We start from the raw sequence: 19,098 nt of genomic DNA, 5'->3' as shown, positions 1-19,098 counted from the left end.
ATAACTTTCAGATTTAGTAAATAAATAAAACATAGACCTATTACTTAATGTTGATAAGCAAATTGTTCGTCAACCGTTACTAATGACGGTTCGCACCACCTTCAATTGAATTGATTATAAATTGGTTATTAAAAACGTCTTTTTGACGTTTATTTACTTCTCAAATATAAGTGGCATCCGGATTCAAAAACAGCCGGATATTAACCAATAAACCTTTAAATTTAATCGGTTTGGGATTTGAATACAGTAAACGACTTAAACGTGCCGTATCCCTGCTTATTTTCGTTCGTCACTTGGTAAAGGCCGACATGCACGGGCTTATTGCCTACAAGGCTATCCATGTGATATGGACTACCGGGCAACTCCTGCCAATTCCGGCCATCTTCGCTGCTGCGCAGATAGATCGTGGAGCCCAATCGCTGTAGCTGTAAGTGGCGATGGAAACTCCAGCCCCGGCCATTGTTCTGCTGGCGACGGCCCCGGCCATCAATGACCGTCACGAGATTACCGACATTCCAACCGGTCATCACACTGCTCTGCAGTAGGTGTTGGCGACCATCGGTACCTTCAAAAGAAAGCATGATTCCGGTTTCGTTCGGACTGCCACGCCGTTCGTCCCGCCCACTGACGTCGTCCAACTCGGTCTGCGCTACGAAATCACCGCTCACCTCGCGGTACAAAAACGGCCCGGTGCTGCGGCTTCCGTTCCATTGGGTATTAACAGACGAAAGCTGCAGCTCACCCCCACCGCTGCTTACGGTCTGAAAAGCATCCCGGTCTCCGGAAATGCCATCCCAATGGGTGCCCACTACGCCGTCATCAAGAAAATCGTGTGACACGGCAAAGTCCGCGGGGCTTGCCACGGCACGGGTACCCGCCTGGATGGGGTTAGTTGGCTTCGTCACGTAGCCATACCGATCCTTGGCAACAACCTGGAAAGCGGGTATCCTATCTGCGTTATCGCAGACCACCAGAAAATCCGTCCGATCTAGCCATCCGCTACACACATTCCCGATTGAATCCACAAACTGGTATTGCATACCCACCCCATCTATCGCCTCGGCACGCATGAATACCGTATTTTCGTTGATAAACATCGGCGGCACTTCAAATACAGCCGCTCCCCAAGCGCATGTGCCCACCTGCATTTCCTGATAGCCGTTTGCTGCCAGTTGCTCATTCGTCCAAGCCCCTTCGAATACACGGATCGAGGCTACGGCCATATCGTTCAGCGAAAACAAACCGGTTTCTATGTCGACGAAATACCGATTGAGTTGGTCTTGTTGCACCTTTACCGGTTGGTCATTCACATAAACATGCGCCAGGCCATCCTTGCGCATCACAACCAACTGTCCCCACTGTCCAATATTCAATTGGTGCCCAATCCCGCTAATTCCATAAAGCGCAGATTTTTTTCCCGTGATACAAAAATCCACCATAAGCGTCGCATCCTGATCTTGCTTTTGGCCGAACGCTTCGGCAACCGGCGCAGCTTGGATTGTTACTGGTCTTTCGGCAGCCGCGGCTATTCGTCCACAGATTATGCTGGCTTTCAACGTTCCACTGGCCACTTGTAAATCGCCGCCGAGCACACCTTCGTTTTCCCAACGGCTCACCGCACCAAACGCCAGTTCGTCGGCACGCAACCACACCAGTGCCTTCGATGTGTTTTCGTGTTGATAATCCGCGATCACTTCGGCTGCCGACAATGCCCGGTCATAAACCTTAAGTGAGGACAGCGCGCCCGAAAAATAATCAGATTCGCCGAAAGCCTTTCCCATCATAAATGCACGTGCAGCGTTCATCAATAGCATTTTGTTTGACGTATTGACCTCCGTACCGTCGACATACAAGCGCTCCATATAACCATCGAAGGTGACGGCGATATGGTGCCATTGGCCAGCTTCGGGCACCGTTTGGTAAGCAACATCCGGCCATGCTCCGCGGACGACAGCCCCATTGCCGCGGTCATGGCCATAACCCACGATGCCGCGCGAGAGATCCTGCGCGCCTTGCGTCCAAGCCAGCAGCGGCTCATGCCGCTCGACAGTAGGGTTAAATACCCACGCGGAAACCGTATGGCTGCTATTGCCAGACAAAGTCGTTGGTACGGCAAATGAAGAACGAAAAGCGGTCTTACCATCGAAGATGACGGCCTGTCTCCCAGCAAGCATGGCCACATACGGTGCACCCTCAGCATTCCATTCTCCAGCCAGGCTACCGTTGTTGGGCAGCTTCGTCAACATACTTCCCAAGGGTAGCTTGGCCGCATCAACATCAATTAACAGCCCCCCGGGGGTATCCCGCGGAGTAAGCGGCTGTTCATCCGACAGCACGGGCCTGCCCACACCGGCTTCCGCAAAAACCTTGATATTCCAAATGGCTTTAAACATCCCGGGCACTTGTGTCTGATCGATCGTCATGCGGAGATACCTGGCACGTACATCGCCTTCGTCAATCATGGGGCTACCCCAGCGGCGGTTGTCCCGCCGGTTGGAGAAGGTCTGCCAAGTGGCACCATCGGCAGAGTACTCGATGACATACCCGTAATACCAGGTAGCGTATTCAAACTGGGTATGTATGGTCCTCACAGCCTTTACCTCCCCGAGGTCCAGCTGCAGCCAGGCAGAAGCCTGATTATCCGCCGCTTTCCAAAGCGTGCCGTTGTTGTCATCGACCGCAAACTGGGGGCTAAAAGCTTCGCTATAGGCCGAAGAAGCCGTCACCTTAGCGCCAAACGCAAGGTTTTTATAAGGAATGGTATTTTCACCGAGGTATCCAACGCCACCGTGCGTAGGCACGACCTTAACGATGTTGCCCTCATGGTCAAATTCCATCCGGTCAGCGGCTACCTGCCGGTGGAATCCCCCACCCGAATGGGGATTATTATGCCGATGGTAAATGATGTAGTATTGGTCGCCTTCCTGAAGGATGCTGTGATGTCCAGGGCCGTGCACGGTGCCATCGCTATTGGTGGAGAGTACCGGATTATGCGCTTCCGGATACACAAACGGGCCCATAGGCCCATGCTTGCTCATCGCATACTGTACCCGATAGGTATCGTCCTCGCACCGTCCGGAAGAATACATGAAATAATAAATGCCTTTGCGCTTAAAAACAAAAGGAGCCTCAAAAAAGTCCGTTGCATCGGTGTTGGGGATCAGCTTGATATCCGCAAAGGTCTTCATATCGGGGTTCAGCAATCCGACAGCGCACCCATGGTCGGGATAGATGCCCCACGTCCCCCAATATAGGTATATCTTGCCGTCGTCGTCACGGAATGCCTGCCCATCAAGCGTAATCACGCCGGGAATTTTGTAGTTCGGAACGAGGGCTTCCCCTTCCGGCTGCAAAGGAGACCAAGGACCCACCGGACTGTCGGAAACCGCCCCATAAAGCTGCACAGGCTGGCTGTAATACAGGTAATACCGGCCATCGTAACCTGGGGTCATCTCGGGTGCCCAATACCAATGCGTATTGGGCCAGTTCATGGGCTGGATGGTCCAGTTGACGAAGTCCTTGGAGGTCCACACTTGCGAAGGCCCCGCGCCCCAGCCATTACCGTCCGTCGTGGCATAGATATAATAGGTATCTCCGATCTTCCGTACCGTTGGGTCGGCAAAGTAACCCGGTATGATGGGATTGCCCATGCTTGGCCGCTCGTGCGGAGCCAGTGCCTGGCCATTTGCACTTGACAAGAACACATTAAAGCAAAAAAACCTCAAAAAGACACTTAAAAGAAGGGAGCAATCTCTGTACATTTCTTTAAATGTTAACGTACTGTCGTGCCTGTTAATTTAATCTGGTAAGGCCACTGTTCTTCCTTGGGGGGTTCGTCTCCCTGTTGTCCTCTTCGACGCATCGGTATTGACCAATGCTCTTCAGGTGCGCCCATGACCACGAGCCATAAGTGCTTGGTTTCATCCGGGACCTTGAATTTCGCTTTACCATCGGCAGCAGTCCGGATCTTGCCATATACGCGCTCCCCATTCGCTTTGTGGGCAACGAATCCATAGCGCCAGCCCGCCTTATCGATATTGTGCATGCTGTACCCGCTGGCTCCAGCCAATCCCTTGAAACGAAGTTTGACGGTTGTCCCGGATTCAGGCACCGCCAATTGGATACCGTTGTAACCATAGTTCTGCGGACATTTCACGCTATCGATACGGTACCAACCATCGCCCGCGTCAACCAATGACGTATGATGCTGATTAGCATACGGAGAAGCAACCTCCCGGATACGGTCCATATCCCAGGTGATAAACCGGCGGTAAGCATCGAATAACTCATCATTAAACGCTTGCTGTCCAATTCCCGTCAGCCGTTTGTAGGTCATCACGGCATCTTCGCCTTCATTTGACTCACGCCATAGCCTCGCTACGATATCCTTCCCGTGTATTCCAGCCCAGTATTCCAGCACATAAGGCGAATGATACATGTTGGTTGGATGCAAAAACGCGTAGTGTGTTTTTTCCATAAAACTCACCAAGTGGTAATTTTCAAAGGTCATCCACTCCGGGTACACCTGCCATAGCATATATTGAGACGTCATCTCGGCCATCGAACCATGCGCACCGTTTGCGCCGTCCGCCCTCACCAGAAACTGGAAAGAGTGTCCCAATTCGTGTGCAAAGGTGCCATAGGGATATGTATTGATCCGCGCCGGGGGCGCCCAGAATATCCCGACATGTTCAGATCCGCCGCCAAAAGCAGTCCCCCCACCATCTTCGCTGCTAATCACATATATCAGTATTTTATATTTATCCGACCATGACTTTCCACGGTCGGCAAACTTGAGGGTGTCGATAAAATAGTTGTAAAACCGCTCACCTTCCGCCAACGCAGCCGCCAAATCGAATCGTTTGGCCGAATCAGGGTTGGCCATGGGGTCGTCACCGTATTCTTTTGCCCAAAAGGCGGCAAAATTGGGGGTCTCTATCATCCGCTTATAGCTAAACTCGCTATTGTCATCGTTATAGTCATTGCCTTCGGGTACGCGGTAAACCTTTTGGGGAATATACCGTTCTTTGGTTTCAGCCAACTGCCCATAAGCGCAAAAGTTCAATAAGGACGCAACTGAAATAAAGCCCAAGGTTTTTAAGAATGTATTATCTTGCTTCATGATCTTTTTTAATTATGAATTCTTTCAGTGGTTCGACGATGTAGGCGAAAAAACCCCCACCCAGCCACCACCGCGCGCCAAGGGAGCCTCCAGTGGCTGCCCGCCACTCCACTCTATACTGACGATGCGATAGTCGGCTGCATGACGGTCGGCATTTATCCCATCCTGCAACACCGTCACCTGATACCGTTGGTCATTGCCGAAAGGCAGGTTTAGCGACAGCCCCCGCGCATCCCAATCCGTCATCGCGGCCACATACCATGTATCACCATACCTTCTTGCAATAGCAGCATAAGCGCCTACCTTTCCCTCCAATGCGATCGTTTCGTCCCATACCGTGGGGATCTGTGCGATAAATGCGGTGCAAAGGGAATCTGCCAAATAATTGGATGGGTTATCGGCAAGCATCTGCAACGGGCTCTCGTACATCACATACATAGCCACCTGGTGAGCACGTGTACCCATACTCATCGGTTCCGTAAATGCAGGATGAAAATTCGCTTCGACGACATTTTTCATCGCGCCAGGCGTATAATCCATCGGTCCGGCAACCATCCGTGTAAATGGCAGTGTCAGGTTGTGTGTGGGTGTAATCGTATTTTCCCATTTATGGTTTTCTAAGCCACGCACGCCCTCATACGACAACACATTCGGATACCGATGGTGCAAGCCCGTAGGCTTATAAGCGCCATGTAAATCGACCATTAATTTTCGCTTGGCAGCCTCGCGCGCCACACGTTCGTAATAGTTGACCATATATTGATCCGCCCGGGCCATGAAATCGACCTTGATGCCTTTCGCCCCCCATGCTGCATATTGGTCCAGTATGGCATCCATATTCTCGTCCAATGGCCCCCATAGGCACCAAAGCCACACGCCAACGCCTTTTGATGCGCCATATGCGACCAGTTCTTGGATATTGATATCTGGAGAAGCGTGCAAAAGGTCGGTCGTGCTACGGGTCCAACCTTCATCCAGCATAATGTATTCCAGTCCAAATTTTGAAGCGAAGTCGATGTAGTACTTGTACGTCTCCGTATTAATGCCGGCTTTAAAGTCCACGCCGTAGATATTGTTCGCATTCCACCAATCCCATGCGACCTTTCCCGGCTTAATCCATGACGTATCTTCAATTTCCGGTGGACCAGCGAGCTTGTAATTGAGTTCATTGATGAGCAGATCCTTGTCGTTCGAAGCGATAGCGATTGTACGCCAGGGGAACGTCCGGTTGCCGTCGGTTTCGGCGATGTAACTTGCCGTTTTCTTAATACGGAATCGTCGGTCGCCGATAGTTTCCGAATCCAGGATTACCGGCGGATATCCGGCTGTCAAGGCATTATTGCCGGTACCAAATAGAAACATATTTGGATAGTCGTACAAATCTGTCTCGCTAATTAGTAAGCTGGTACCTGCTGGCGACTGAACGAGCAACGGCAATGCCGCGTGCTTGTCTGGTCCAAAAGCACTTACAGCACTGTCCGTATACAGGCTCTCGAAGTGCGAGAGAAACTCCAAGTTCTCTTCATCCGACCAAAAGACGCGATAGTTGGTCGGGAAATTCAGTGTCAACGGTTCATCGGTCACTTCGATACGGCCGCCGAATGCGGTCACAAATCGATAGGCAACCCCCTCATCATAAGCCCTGAACTGCAACATATAATCACCGAAACGGAGTTCGAGTTCATTATACTGATTATGGACTACGCTGTTCTTCAGCGGCACGATAGCGGTCACCTGCTCATCGACAGACCGTGTTGTATTGCCTTTTGCCTTGCCTACCCATCCGAGGTGACGATTGTCCTCAATAACCACATCAATTGGACTCTTATCCAGGAGCGTCCGCCCTCCTTTGGTCACCTGCCAAGTGACCCGGCCATCAATGAGCACCGTAACAGCCACTTGGCCATCCGGCGACACCACGCGATAATCGCTGATGCGAGCGGACACCATACCCCAATGCATAAGCAACACGAACACCAAATAGTTGAAAACGTTTCCTATATATTTCCTTTTTGTAGACATAGTTCTGTATGATAAGCTGGCGTCCACCTAGCTAATGACCCCGTCTTTACAAATGTAATAGTGACACTTAAATAAGATTACCCGGATATTGACGAATGTAACCCGAAATTTAACGGGTGGCAATCGCCTGCTGTCCTTCCCAAATCGGCGGATCTACGCCTAAAAGGTGTTTTACAAAGAAATCACGTCGCTTACGTTCGCCATATGGTCCCCCGGATGTGTGTGCTGCACCAGGTAGCACCACCAGTTCGTGTTCCTTGTTGGCTTTAATCAAAGCGTCCACAACCTGCATGGTAGATGCAGGGTCTACATTGTCATCCACCTCGCCCACGATAAGCATCAATTTACCTTCTAATTTGTGGGCGTTTTCGACATTGGAGCATTCAGCGTATTGCGGACCGATGGGGTATCCCATCCATTGTTCATTCCACCACATTTTGTCCATCCGGTTGTCATGGCAGCCACAGGAAGAGACCGCTACTTTATAAAATTCAGGGTGGAACAGCACTGCGCCCGCAGCATTTTGCCCACCTGCCGATGTGCCATAAATCCCTACCCGGCTAAGATTCATATACGAATACTTGGCTGCTGCTGCCTTCATCCACAGGATACGATCGGGGAATCCCGCATCCTTCAAATTTTTCCAACATACGTCATGGAAAGCCTTCGAGCGGTTTGATGTACCCATACCGTCGATCTGGACGACAATAAAACCCAGCTCGGCCAATGCGGCCATGCCTTGTTGTGTGCTGAAATTCTTAGGCACAAATGAGCCTTGCGGCCCAGCGTAAATATTTTCAATAACAGGATATGACTTATTCGGATCGAAATTCGAAGGCCGGATGATGACGCCCCAGATGTCCGTCACGCCGTCGCGACCTTTTGCGTGGAATACTTCCGGGTACCGCCAGCCCGTGGCCAGCAAGGCGCTATCGTCTGCCTTTTCCAGTTCCAACAATACCTTGCCGTCCGTCGCGCTGCGAAGCACCGATACAGGCGGGGCATCCACCCGTGAATAGGTGTCTACAAAGGTCAAATAATCAGCAGAAAAAGTTGCTCGGTGATTCCCGTCTTCTTTAGTCAACGGCATCAAGCCGCTGCCGTCGAAATTTATGCGGTAATATTGGGTAAAATAGGGATCCTGTCCAGCTTCGCGCCCACTTCCAGCAAAAATGAGCTGCCGCTTGTCTTCATCTACATGCACGACCTCTCTAACCACCCATTCTCCTTTGGTGATTTGATTCTTTACGGCGCCGCTCTCCCCATCGTACAGGTACAGGTGATTCCAACCATCTCGCTCCGAAGCCCATATGATTTCCTTGCCGTCATTGATATCCATCCGGTATCGCTTGCCACTATATTCAACAAACGTCTTGCTGGTCTCTGTGATCAATGGCTTCACCGAACCGTTGCCGGCATCCATGGCAAACACTTCATACCGTTGATGTCCCCGCTGATTGTATTCAAACGTGAATGCCCTGCTGTCCTTGCGCCACTCCAACCGGGAGATACTGTACTGGTTGGGAATCAATGACGGATCTACCGCAAAAGACTGTTTACTTTCTATCAGGAAAAGTACAGGTTGGTTTTGCGGCAACGCATCGCCAGGTTTTAGGTAATTACGCTCTTGCAGGATAGGTTGCAATTGCGTGCTTGGCGAAGATTCAACAAAATAAATTTTCCGTTGCGTATTGGGCCTTACTTTATTTACGGCCAGTTTTTTTGAATCCGGCGACCAGGCAATCATTGGCGAATAGTGATGGCCGAGCGCCCCGTCATAGCTCAACTGTATCTCTTCTCCTTTGTCGTTTCTGCGGCGGATATATACGTTGTAATTTTTGATATATGCCACCCAGTTGCTGTCAGGCGAAGGGGTTTCCCGGACACTGCCATCATCGGAATCGCCCCAATAACGGCCGCTGCCTCGGCCCCACCGCGGCGGCTCGGGCTTCCTCCCCGTGTCCAAAACCTTGTAGTCCGCCAAGCTTGCACTCCATATTTTCCCAAATGCATCAAACTCAATCTGATTGGTAGATTTGAAGACGATGTTGTCAAAAGGGAGGCTGTCCGCATCAACCTTTTCGCCGCTAGCCGCCTGCAATGCTGTAGCTATCCGTCCATGGTCAAAGGCTTCGCGCTTTTGCCGCTTGGACGCATCCACCAGCATGAATCGCTTGCCTTCGGGCGTGTTGTTTGCATACCAAAATTGTTGCCGATTTTCCAGCCACGAAAACCGGGTTGGCGAATAAAATACCTTATCCCGTGTCGTTTCGCCGAAAGCAATGGCCCGGCGGTAATCTGCTGCTGTGCCTTGGCCAGTAGCTCGATGGGCGACAATAAAGCCACAAACCAGTAGACAAAGCGTGTAACAGTTTCTTTTTTTCATATACTCTATTATTCGTTAAGTGGTTAGTTTACGCTGTGCTTCAGCGGATACAAGTCATCGATTTCCAATATGACATTGGATTATAAAAATAGCTACGATATTGGTCCGCCTAAAGCTATATTTTAACCATATAAACCCTGATATTATCCGAATTCATGCATGCAAGCGGCTTTGATTCCATCCATATTGGTCAATCTAATACTATTCAACCCTATCTAATTGGGCGTCATACCAACATTCATTTATAAAATCCACTGTAAACGTCGGCTGCGATAGTATCCGCAGAATAGACCTGATCTAACAGTAAATACAGTTTCAAATCGTACTGTTTCAAATCACGGGCGGATTTGAGTGTGAGGTCTCCATCTTTAAAGGGAAAGTTTGAACCAAACCACCACTGTGTACCTTCTGCCCAATATTCCTCCTTTGTGTTTATGGCGTATTGCCCTGCATACCTATTGTTCGCTCTTGCGATTTCGTATGCTTCCTCAATTTCTGCATACAGTTTTGGATCAACGGTCCGTATTGTACTCATTATGTTATGGCTAAATTCATGTACCAAAATATTTTCACCATAATACCTGGTATTTGCATACCCGAGAAGGTTCTCTTCCGCGCAGGATGTCAGCGTTCCGCCCATGCCGCGTGCGCGTTGGTTCCAATAGGTCCTCGGATCCATGCTTCCAATTCCGCCGGGCTTGTCATAATTTTCTCGCTCCTTAGGGGTAAGCCTACGGTCGTCCTTAGCGGGCTTTCTCCAGTTCCTTCTTTCCGGAAGATCCATCTCGCCTTCCGTATGGGCGATGATCAGGACACGAGCCCCCTTTTCTACCAGCCCTTTCCGGATGTCCAATCGTTTTTCGAGCATTTGGTTTACGATGTCACGGGCGACCAATAAGGCATCGTCTGGCGTATTTGCGGATGAAAGAATGGGAATCCCCCTTGCGTCACAGTATTTTTTGTAAAAACCTGTGTCTGCTTCTAACGAGTCAGGGGGAGTTCGGACGATAAAATTTACATAGTTTTTAACCAACGAATCCGGCAATGGATGCTTCTGGCCGAAAACGCAATTCGATCCCAATAATACGGCCAACGCGAGCAGATAAGCTCTTCGCTTACTTTTAGTCCATATCATATCACTACACTTACTCATGGCTGATAAATACCGTCGTATGGATTTTGGTCTGTAGACACCAGGTTTGTATTGCTGTTAAACTCATTCACCGGTATCTGCAAGATAAACCGCCACGATCGGCTTGGTATTTCCACGATGGAAGGATGGTCGCCAGTACGCGACACAGGCTTTTGGTTTCTGATTAAATCAAACCACGCCACGCCTTCGGCGTAAAGTTCTTTTCTTCGCTCGACAAGAATAGCTTCAATCAGCGCACTTCCCGTACTTGATGTCCGAGTTGCTTGGCGTTGATCCTGCAATTGCCATAATACGGTCTTTGCCTCATCCTCCCTCCCTTGTCTTGCCAAGGCTTCCGCTTCTACCAAATACATTTCCGCCGAGCGCATCAACACGATATCACCATAAAAATCATCTTGGGCCTCCCTGAATTTGTCTGAAGTCCAATGCCCATGATCCTCCCGATACCAAAATTGGTTCCGCACATCCCCTTCTTCAAACAGGCCCATGAAGGTATCATTTACATACAGGAAATCAAAAGTCCATTGTGTCCCCCGAGTCTGATTTGCCCAAAGGGTGAAAGGTGATCCATTGCCCAAGTTTTGTACGGTCGATTGATGTACACCCCACATCCATTCTTCAAGCGCCCATTCGTTGAAACCCGACTGAAATTCTTCCTTCGTCATTAAGGGATACCCGCTTTTGGCAGCATTAGCCGCAGCTGCGGCGCTTGCCCAATCTTCCATCGTTAAATAGACATTCGCCAAAAAGCCTTGAGCCACGGATTGATTGACTTGGCTTTTAAAGGCCCTGTTAAAACCTGCCAAGAGGTTGATGGCTTCATTTAAATCACTCACGATATTTCCATACACTACGGAGACCTGTTCCCTCGGCCGACCTTCGGTATTGCCCCCTTGATTATAATACGGGACGCCGGGCATATCACGGGCAATGGCATACGTTTGCTGATAAAACCTCACCAGGTAAAAATAGGCCCAGCCCCTGATTGCAAGCGCTTGCCCCTTAATATGGTTCTTCTGTGTTTGATCGCCATCGATACTATCGATATTGTCCAAAATCATATTGACATTATTGATAATCGTATAAAAGTAAGACCAAACTTGGCTCGTCATCCCTCCGTCTGCCCGGGTGGGGTTGGTATTGTGGGCATAATAAACCTGCATTTGTCCCATGGAATTGCGTACGATCAAATCTTGCCCCATGATGTCAAATCCGTTATTGAACTGGATAATAGAACCAAATTCGATGTCTGTGCTGCGAAGGCGTATAAGGTAATAAACACCATTGATCGCATTCTGCGCGCCGTCCATGGTACTGAACAACAATTCATCAGAAATCGAAGTCGAAGGATTGGTATTTAAAAAATCATCATCACATCCTGCAAAAAAGAATGCAAATGCCGTGAAGATGTTGAATACAATAATTTTTCTTAGTTTCATCGTTTTATGTTTTATGCTTTTTACCCTAATCGTTAGAAGGAAGCTCGGAGTCCAAAAGACCAGCTTTTCCGTATAGAACCGGCGCCGTTGCCATTGGTTCCGTTAGAAACTACGCCGTTGATTGCTGTTTCTGGGTCGGTACCACGATCAGCAGCTTTTCCCCATGTAAAGAGATTAGTACCCTGGGCGAATAGCTTGACGCTATGTATAGACCACCTTTCCGTTAATTGTCTTGGAAGTTCATAACCAATTGATACATTCCGTAGCCGCAAAAAGCTGTTGTCAAACAGGTATTGTGTGGAGCTTGAACCCACGTTATTTTGCGTAAATTCGGATAGCCTGGGGATACGCGTATCGGTGTTTTCCGGCGTCCAGCGATCCAAAATTTGTGTGCTCATATTAAATCCTCTCCGGTATCGTACCCCTTCGGCATAGTCGCCGTCATACATCTTACCGCCAATGCTGTAATACAGCATGAATGACAAATCAATACCTTTATATCGGAAGGAATTGGTCAGTGCACCAAACAAATCGGGCAGGGAGCTTCCCTGAAACCGTTTCTGGTCATTGTTATTCACTTCCGTGTAAAGCTCGGTTGCCTCGCGCGTGCCGTCTTCATTATACCTGTACCACGTGTTGTTCCCAGTTATGGGATTGACACCTGCCCAGTCCACCAAGAAAAACTCATACCGGGACCTTCCCTCAACCATTTTGAACCGGCCGTCTATGATCTCGTTTTGGGGAAGCCGCGTAATTACGTTTCTATAATGCGAGGCATTGAAGTCGACACTCCACAGAAAATTGCTGTTACTTATTACGGTAGTACCCAAATCCAATTCAATTCCGCGATTTTCGACGTCGCCGATATTTTCAGCGATGGTGCTAAGGCCTACCGAAGGCGGCAGGGGTTTATCAAAAATCAGGTCTTTTGATGTCCGGTTGAACCAATCTATCGCCCCGTGCAAACGGCGGCCAAATAACTGGAATTCCACACCAATATCGGCCTGGACGTTACTTTCCCAAACCAGGTTGGGGGTAGGGAGTCTGGAAAGCGTCACGCCAGGATTCGTATAGTCGTTTCGGCCGGTGGCATAAAGACCTTGATAGGCGTAATAGCCTACTGCTACTTGGTCATTTCCCACAGCGCCGTAGCTCCCTCTCAACTTCAAGTAATCGACCCAACTCGTGTTTTTCACGAATTCCTCGTCGGATAGCACCCATGCCCCACCAACAGACCAGAAATTCCCCCAGCGGTTGTCAGGCGCAAACCGCGACGATCCATCCATCCTATAACTTGCCGACAACAGGTATTTTCCGCTCCAATTATATTCCAAACGAGAAAGGTAGCTCTGCAAACGATAGTTATCTTCAGACGATGAAGAAGCCGTCATTTCCGCTGCTGCACCCAACTCAAAAAGCCCTCCCAATGCAAATTCCCGTTTTGAAGCGCTTAAGTTATTGTAAAGTGCTTTATAGGCCTCCTGGCCCACCAGCACATTGATATGGTGAAGGCCAAAATCACGGTCATAGGTCAACAGGTTGTTGAAGGTATACGAAAACCGCCTATTTCCACTACGTGTCGCATTACCGCCGCGGGCTGCGGTGGAAGTAAGCGTTGCTGATTGGTAAGAATGGTTGTAGTTCAATTGGAAATCCGTGCTTATCCCGCTCCGCAGTGTCAACCCGGGGATAAATCGAATTTCCATGAAACTTCTTGTCGATAGGTTGTCCGTTTTGTTGCCAGCGAAATGCCAATCGTATGGATTTTTATAGTCACCTACAAAGCCGGGATTCCAACCGCGCCATTCGGTACGTGTGGCGTCACCGTAATCGGGCATCAGGTTACCGAAAGGATCGCGCATATACGTGTTGTTGTCGTAATCCCATTGATATACCGGATACAACGTGGGCATGGTCCGCGTAAAACGGGCTTGAACGTTCGGGTTTTGTTGGAATGAATGGCTGTACGACACATTGGTTCCTAAGTTCAACCAATTATTCACCTGTGAATTTACATTTGCCCGTCCCGAAAATCGTTCAAACTCTTGTACCTTGAAACTGCCTTTGTCATTCAAGTAAGACCCGGAAACGAAATATGACGTCCTATTTTCCTGCCCTGTCGCGCCACTGATGTCCACGGTATGTTCCTGTCTCAAGCGTGGGGTAAAATATTCCCCAAACCAATCGCCATAGTAGAGTTGTTGTGCGCCGGGTATGAGTCTACCGTCTGTGCCGATCGGAGTAGGTGTATTATAAACGTTCTTATTGGGATCTTGGAAGTACTCCTGAACCACGCGATCGGTAGCATACTGCGAGGCAACATCTAACGCAACACCGCGGTCGGTTTGCCCATTGCGCAATGCTTCCCAGGCAAGTTCCAACAGCTGCTGCGGACTGAGCTTGTCCGGATAGGGTACCGCCATGTCTGAATAGCCGAAATTGCTTCTCACATTGATTACCGGCCGGGGCGTATTGCCTTTCTTTGTGGTGATCACAATTACACCGTTTGCTGCACGTGAACCATACAACGTAGTCGCCGCCGCGTCTTTCAAAATCGTCATGTCGGCAATATCATTCGGATTAATTGAATTTAAATTGCCGTCATACGGCATCCCATCCAAAATATACAACGGGTTATTCCCTCCGCCAACGGAACTAAGCCCCCGAATCACAATCGTGCCATCACTTCCGGGAGCCCCATTGGTGTTTAGCACTTGTACCCCCGGGCTTGTGCCTTGTATCGCCTGCGTGATGTTTGTCGGCTGGGTCGCCAAGATTTCGTCACTACTCACCATTGTTGCTGAGCCCGTAAACGACTTTTGGTTAGCACTGCCATAGGCGGCATTGATAATGACCTCCTCCAACGCCGTCTCTTCTGCTAAAAGTACTATTTCCAGTGATGTCCTGTCTGCCACAGCAACCTCTTGTCTTATATATCCTAAAGCGGTAATCACCAGTGTGGCGTTTCCGGGCACGTTTATCCTAAACAGGCCTTCGGCAGACGTTGTCGTACCCGTACCGGTATCTTTTATAACGACCGACACCCCGGAGACGGGCTGATTGTTTTCATCCACTATTTTTCCCTGGACGCCTAATTGTTGTGGATAAGTCCGATAGCAGTATAAACAGATTATTGCAGCTATAATAAAATGTAATCTCATAAAATTTAACTTTTAGTAAAAATTATAATCTTAAACGAATCACTAAATCCATGCGAGTCGTGTTATCAACATATTCGTTGAATTTTTTACCTCCGGTAGTCCCTTAAATTATCACATTGCGGTTGGCAACTAATACAACTCGGCATCCAGCAGTTGGATACCACCGCTTCCATCTGCGCTTTCCTTGAGATACAATCGCCCTTTCAGCTCTACCGGAAAATCTGAATAAGGTACGGCCCTATCCTTCATCATCACCTCAATCATGGGCGGAATCCCGTCCTGCCCGCAAAACATACATTGCATGATCGGCAATACCGACAACATAAACCGCTTGTGGGTCCGGCCGCTTTCAATGGGAATGACGTAACCAGCCAAATTGACCACTTTGTTACTCAACGCACGGATTTCGGCCGATAGGTTGGTGCCAAATGTTCCATTGCCGTTGCCACTATTGGTTGCGTTGTTAATGGCTCGCCAAGTTGCATTCATCATTCCTTCGTGGAGGGCTTGTCCATCATGTGGCGACTGGGCCAATCCCTGTTGAAGCGGCAATCCACAAAGGAATAGCAGGAGCAGCTTTTTCATTTCTTTCCGAATTTATTTCCAAAACGGTGCCTGCTCGTAATACCGCCAGCTGGTTTTGAAATCCTTAGTTAACTTTTGATCCGTAAGAATGGCACGTACCATTTCCACCGGCATGGCATTTAACCGCAACACCTTATCGTGAAACTCCTTTAACCCCATTTTGCCGCTGTCCACAAGCTCTTGCTTAAGCCCTGAAAACTGAAGCCCGCCCATCATATAAGCCAGCTGATAGAGCGGGGTAATACGAAGACCGAAAGAACGCCTAACCTCTGCCTCGGCATTAGCCCGTTCGAACACGACCCGGTCTACCAGGAAATCAATACATTCCTGAGGTGTCCACTTGCCCAAGTGGTAGTTGAGCGAGAAAATCACGCGGGCACATCGGTGCATCCGCCAGAACAACATGCCCAGCCTGTCTTCCGGGGACTGCGGAAAGTCCATGCTATAAAGCAAAAATTCCCAGTACAATGCCCATCCTTCCGTCCAGAACGGCGTACCAAACGATCGGTAGCTACGGTAGCGATTATTCATCATCCGTTGGTAATGGTGCCCTACTATCGATTCATGGTGTACCGTTGCCCTGGAAAAATGCGGGTTGTTTCCGCGCATACTCATCATCCGGTCTTCCACTTCCATGGTATTGGTGGGATAAGATATGCTGATCGACGTACCGCCCGTGAAAAACGGGTTAACGAGCTGGCGTTCGGGCGACATCATCCGCAAGCCCCAGACTTCTTCGGCCAGGGGATCAATCGTCACCATGTCATGCCCTTTGATGAAATCTATAGACTCGTCAAACAAGCGGCGGATGAGCGCAGGCTTGCCGCCGGCCGGTACATACGTTTGTTTAACCTGTTCTTGCGCAGCCTTCCAATCGTCACCGAAGCCCATCTCCCGCGAGGCCTTTAGCGCTTCTGCATCGCACCATTCAAATTCCTTCATCGCGATGTCGATGAGTTCCTCCGGGGTATAGGGGATGAAATTGTACCGCAACAGGCTGATCAATTCGTCGCGGCCAACAGGCTTGCCCACGATACCGCTGTCATCCATTTGCAAACGTCCAGCCGTTAACTTCTCACGGAAATCATTGGCGTAACCAGTCAGCGCTTTGGTCAGGTTCTCATAAGGCATCGGCATCCACCAGGTGTACAGCGGATCGTAGCCGTTATAAAACTCATACGAACTCCGCAATGCGGTTTTCAACCCGGTAATGATGTTGTCTGCCGTGTATACATTGAGTACGCCGAGGCTTTCGTCTGCACGCAGCCGGGCACGAAGCGACTGTATTTCTTTCGTGAAACCCGCGTAAAGCAATGCCAACGCCTCCGAATCGGGGATTTTGCTGCCGTCCCGCCGAAACCGCTCAACTTCGTATATCTTCTCCGCAAATGGAAACCACTCCGATACCTTCGCCACTTCATCAGCTTCCATTTTCGACAGCCGGAGATTCTCCTCGCGATCGCGTTTGAACAGAATATAGTCTACCTTACACTCTTGTGGAAGACTTTCAAAATCGATTTTGGCCAGTTTTGCCAAATAATCCTTATCCAACTGTTCAAACCGTGCACGGCGTTCGGGGGAATACTCCACCACATAGGCAATCCGCAGTGATGCCAGATCTTCATTGTAATTTGTAATGAGGTTGGGCATAACCTGGCACGGGACGTATTCGTCGCCTTCCTGCCCTTTTACAGCGTTGTGCGCTGTGAAGAGTATCAGCAACGCTACAAACAACCCTTTCAGTTTTTTTTTCTTTCGCATAATGAGTTAATTTATTGATTAGAATAAGTAATACACCGATTAGTTGACATCCCAAAATAACCTCGTTTCATATTCATCTCCCCCAATGGCGGCAGCGGCGGCTGCATAGCTGGTGCCATTGACCGATTGTTCATCAATCGGATAAGTAAACCGTCGGGGGACAATGTCCGAGAAAGCGGCTGCTGGAGCCTTCAATACCGGGTAATCCAAGCGCCGGTATTCGGTCCATGCCTCAAAACCCTGTTCGAACAACGCAATCCATTTTTGGATACCGATCTTTTGTTTCCAGCTACCTTCCGCCGTATGGTAATTCACATTAGGTTGCGCCAAGTATTCATCTACGCCGTCCAAATCGTAATAATCAAAAGAAGCTGCTATCGCCTTATTGTAATGTTCGTCCGCATTCGTCACGCCATCTATACCTCGTTCTGCTGCTTCGGCCAGAAAAAACTCCACGGAAGCATAGTCCAGGAAGATAACAGGCAAGGTCATTTCCCGGAATCTATCACCCAAGGCGGAATAGTCATTGTAAGGCACCACATCGGCCGACACCGCTCCCTTATATTCGCCATTGACCGAATAAAAATAAGCGCCGCGCCGTGGGTCATTAAACGCGTTCATATAATCCATAAGCGGCTTCGTGGCAACGTAGTACCGAAGGTTTTGCCTGACCAGAAAGGCATAATAAGGATTAGCGTTGTTGATGTCATTTAGATACGTGAAAAGCGCGTTATCTTCATTTGACGTAAAGACCCCTCCCGTCACGGCCGTTGTCACGGCCTGAGTCCCAACTGCTGGTTCCGCATCCATGATGCGCATGCCCATACGCAGTTTTAACGAATTGCCAAATTTTACCCAATTAGCCACATTGCCGCCGTAAACCAAGTCTGCCGCACCAAACCCAGCACCAGAAGGATCCAGATTGGCAATGGCTGCACTCAGCCGATTAATCAGATCAAGGTATACTTCGCGGTCGTCGTCATATTTCGGCTGGACATTCTCAAAATCCAATGCCTCCGAATACGGAATATCGCCGTAAGATTCCACCAGAATTTCATACACATACACTTTCATCAACTCTACAATAGCCAATTGGTTATTCTTTTGGATACGTTCAGCATCCGTAAGCGGTTCTTTGGCTGCAATCACCCGGCTGCTTTCGTCAAGGTCTTTCAGCATATCGCGATACAGGGGTGTCCACGAAAAGGCTTTGAGGTAAGTGACGCCCTCCACATAAGTGACGGATGTGATCAATTGCACAAATAGGCGTGCTGAGGCTGTGCCTGAAGCCAGGTAAGTAGTCGAGCCAAGGTGGTCAGCCAAATCTTTCAGCGCATTGGAAAAAAACATGTCCCCGGTAGTGGTGGTGGCGTCTTTCGTATTGTCGTTCAATGACGTCAAGCTATCCGCACAAGAAAGGCATTGGAATAGCGCTATCATCAGGAATAGTTTAATGATCGTTTTCATGA

The 19,098-nt window shown here is 49.2% G+C and carries 10 protein-coding genes; all 10 read right to left on the bottom strand.

All coding sequences use genetic code 11. From position 1 onward, the window contains the following. Positions 1–221 precede the first annotated feature (221 nt). Positions 222–3,698 carry a family 43 glycosylhydrolase gene (locus tag B5X72_RS20700; protein WP_176146045.1) on the bottom strand — a complete coding sequence of 1,159 codons (3,477 nt, stop codon included), beginning with the start codon at positions 3,696–3,698 and terminating at the stop codon, positions 222–224. Positions 3,699–3,772: 74 nt separating this feature from the next. Continuing rightward, a complete protein-coding gene (locus B5X72_RS00860) occupies positions 3,773–5,122 on the bottom strand; it encodes a DUF6055 domain-containing protein (RefSeq protein ID WP_079714913.1) in 1,350 nt (449 codons plus the stop codon). A 24-nt stretch (positions 5,123–5,146) separates the two neighbouring features. Further along, complete coding sequence (locus tag B5X72_RS00855; RefSeq protein WP_079714912.1) at positions 5,147–7,144, bottom strand: glycoside hydrolase family 97 protein; 1,998 nt, start codon at positions 7,142–7,144, stop codon at positions 5,147–5,149. 109 nt (positions 7,145–7,253) lie between these two features. Beyond that, the gene (locus B5X72_RS00850) at positions 7,254–9,530 is read right to left on the bottom strand and encodes a S9 family peptidase (protein WP_079714911.1); all 2,277 of its coding nucleotides are present in this window, start codon (positions 9,528–9,530) and stop codon (positions 7,254–7,256) included. Positions 9,531–9,768: 238 nt separating this feature from the next. After that, on the bottom strand, positions 9,769–10,665 hold the full coding sequence (locus B5X72_RS00845; protein ID WP_079714910.1) for a glycoside hydrolase: 897 nt from the start codon (positions 10,663–10,665) through the stop codon (positions 9,769–9,771). Between the two features lie 14 nt (positions 10,666–10,679). After that, positions 10,680–12,122, bottom strand: coding sequence for a RagB/SusD family nutrient uptake outer membrane protein (locus B5X72_RS00840; protein WP_079714909.1), 1,443 nt, complete (start codon positions 12,120–12,122; stop codon positions 10,680–10,682). Positions 12,123–12,154: 32 nt separating this feature from the next. Beyond that, positions 12,155–15,283, bottom strand: coding sequence for a SusC/RagA family TonB-linked outer membrane protein (locus B5X72_RS00835; RefSeq protein WP_079714908.1), 3,129 nt, complete (start codon positions 15,281–15,283; stop codon positions 12,155–12,157). A 129-nt stretch (positions 15,284–15,412) separates the two neighbouring features. Beyond that, positions 15,413–15,868: a hypothetical protein gene (locus tag B5X72_RS00830; protein WP_079714907.1), complete on the bottom strand. Its 456-nt coding sequence runs from the start codon at positions 15,866–15,868 to the stop codon at positions 15,413–15,415. Positions 15,869–15,880: 12 nt separating this feature from the next. Continuing rightward, on the bottom strand, positions 15,881–17,629 hold the full coding sequence (locus B5X72_RS00825; RefSeq protein ID WP_139378473.1) for a DUF885 domain-containing protein: 1,749 nt from the start codon (positions 17,627–17,629) through the stop codon (positions 15,881–15,883). A gap of 39 nt (positions 17,630–17,668) precedes the next feature. Beyond that, positions 17,669–19,096 (bottom strand): SusD/RagB family nutrient-binding outer membrane lipoprotein, encoded by a 1,428-nt coding sequence (locus B5X72_RS00820; RefSeq protein ID WP_079714906.1) that lies wholly within the window; start codon positions 19,094–19,096, stop codon positions 17,669–17,671. Between the last annotated feature and the right edge of the window lie 2 nt (positions 19,097–19,098).

The sequence above is a fragment of the Parapedobacter luteus genome, assembly GCF_900168055.1.
Taxonomy (GTDB): Bacteria; Bacteroidota; Bacteroidia; order Sphingobacteriales; family Sphingobacteriaceae; genus Parapedobacter; species Parapedobacter luteus.
Note: the sequence above shows the minus strand (reverse complement) of the source record. Positions and strands in the feature narration are given on the sequence as shown.

Excerpts from the sequence above, each read along its gene's own strand:
- B5X72_RS00850 (WP_079714911.1), bottom strand. The coding sequence starts at position 9,530 with ATGAAAAAAAGAAACTGTTACACGCTTTGTCTACTGGTTTGTGGCTTT.
- B5X72_RS00830 (WP_079714907.1), bottom strand. The coding sequence starts at position 15,868 with ATGAAAAAGCTGCTCCTGCTATTCCTTTGTGGATTGCCGCTTCAACAG.
- B5X72_RS00820 (WP_079714906.1), bottom strand. The coding sequence starts at position 19,096 with ATGAAAACGATCATTAAACTATTCCTGATGATAGCGCTATTCCAATGC.
- B5X72_RS00825 (WP_139378473.1), bottom strand. The coding sequence starts at position 17,629 with ATGCGAAAGAAAAAAAAACTGAAAGGGTTGTTTGTAGCGTTGCTGATA.
- B5X72_RS00855 (WP_079714912.1), bottom strand. The coding sequence starts at position 7,144 with ATGTCTACAAAAAGGAAATATATAGGAAACGTTTTCAACTATTTGGTG.
- B5X72_RS00860 (WP_079714913.1), bottom strand. The coding sequence starts at position 5,122 with ATGAAGCAAGATAATACATTCTTAAAAACCTTGGGCTTTATTTCAGTT.
- B5X72_RS00840 (WP_079714909.1), bottom strand. The coding sequence starts at position 12,122 with ATGAAACTAAGAAAAATTATTGTATTCAACATCTTCACGGCATTTGCA.
- B5X72_RS00845 (WP_079714910.1), bottom strand. The coding sequence starts at position 10,665 with ATGATATGGACTAAAAGTAAGCGAAGAGCTTATCTGCTCGCGTTGGCC.
- B5X72_RS00835 (WP_079714908.1), bottom strand. The coding sequence starts at position 15,283 with ATGAGATTACATTTTATTATAGCTGCAATAATCTGTTTATACTGCTAT.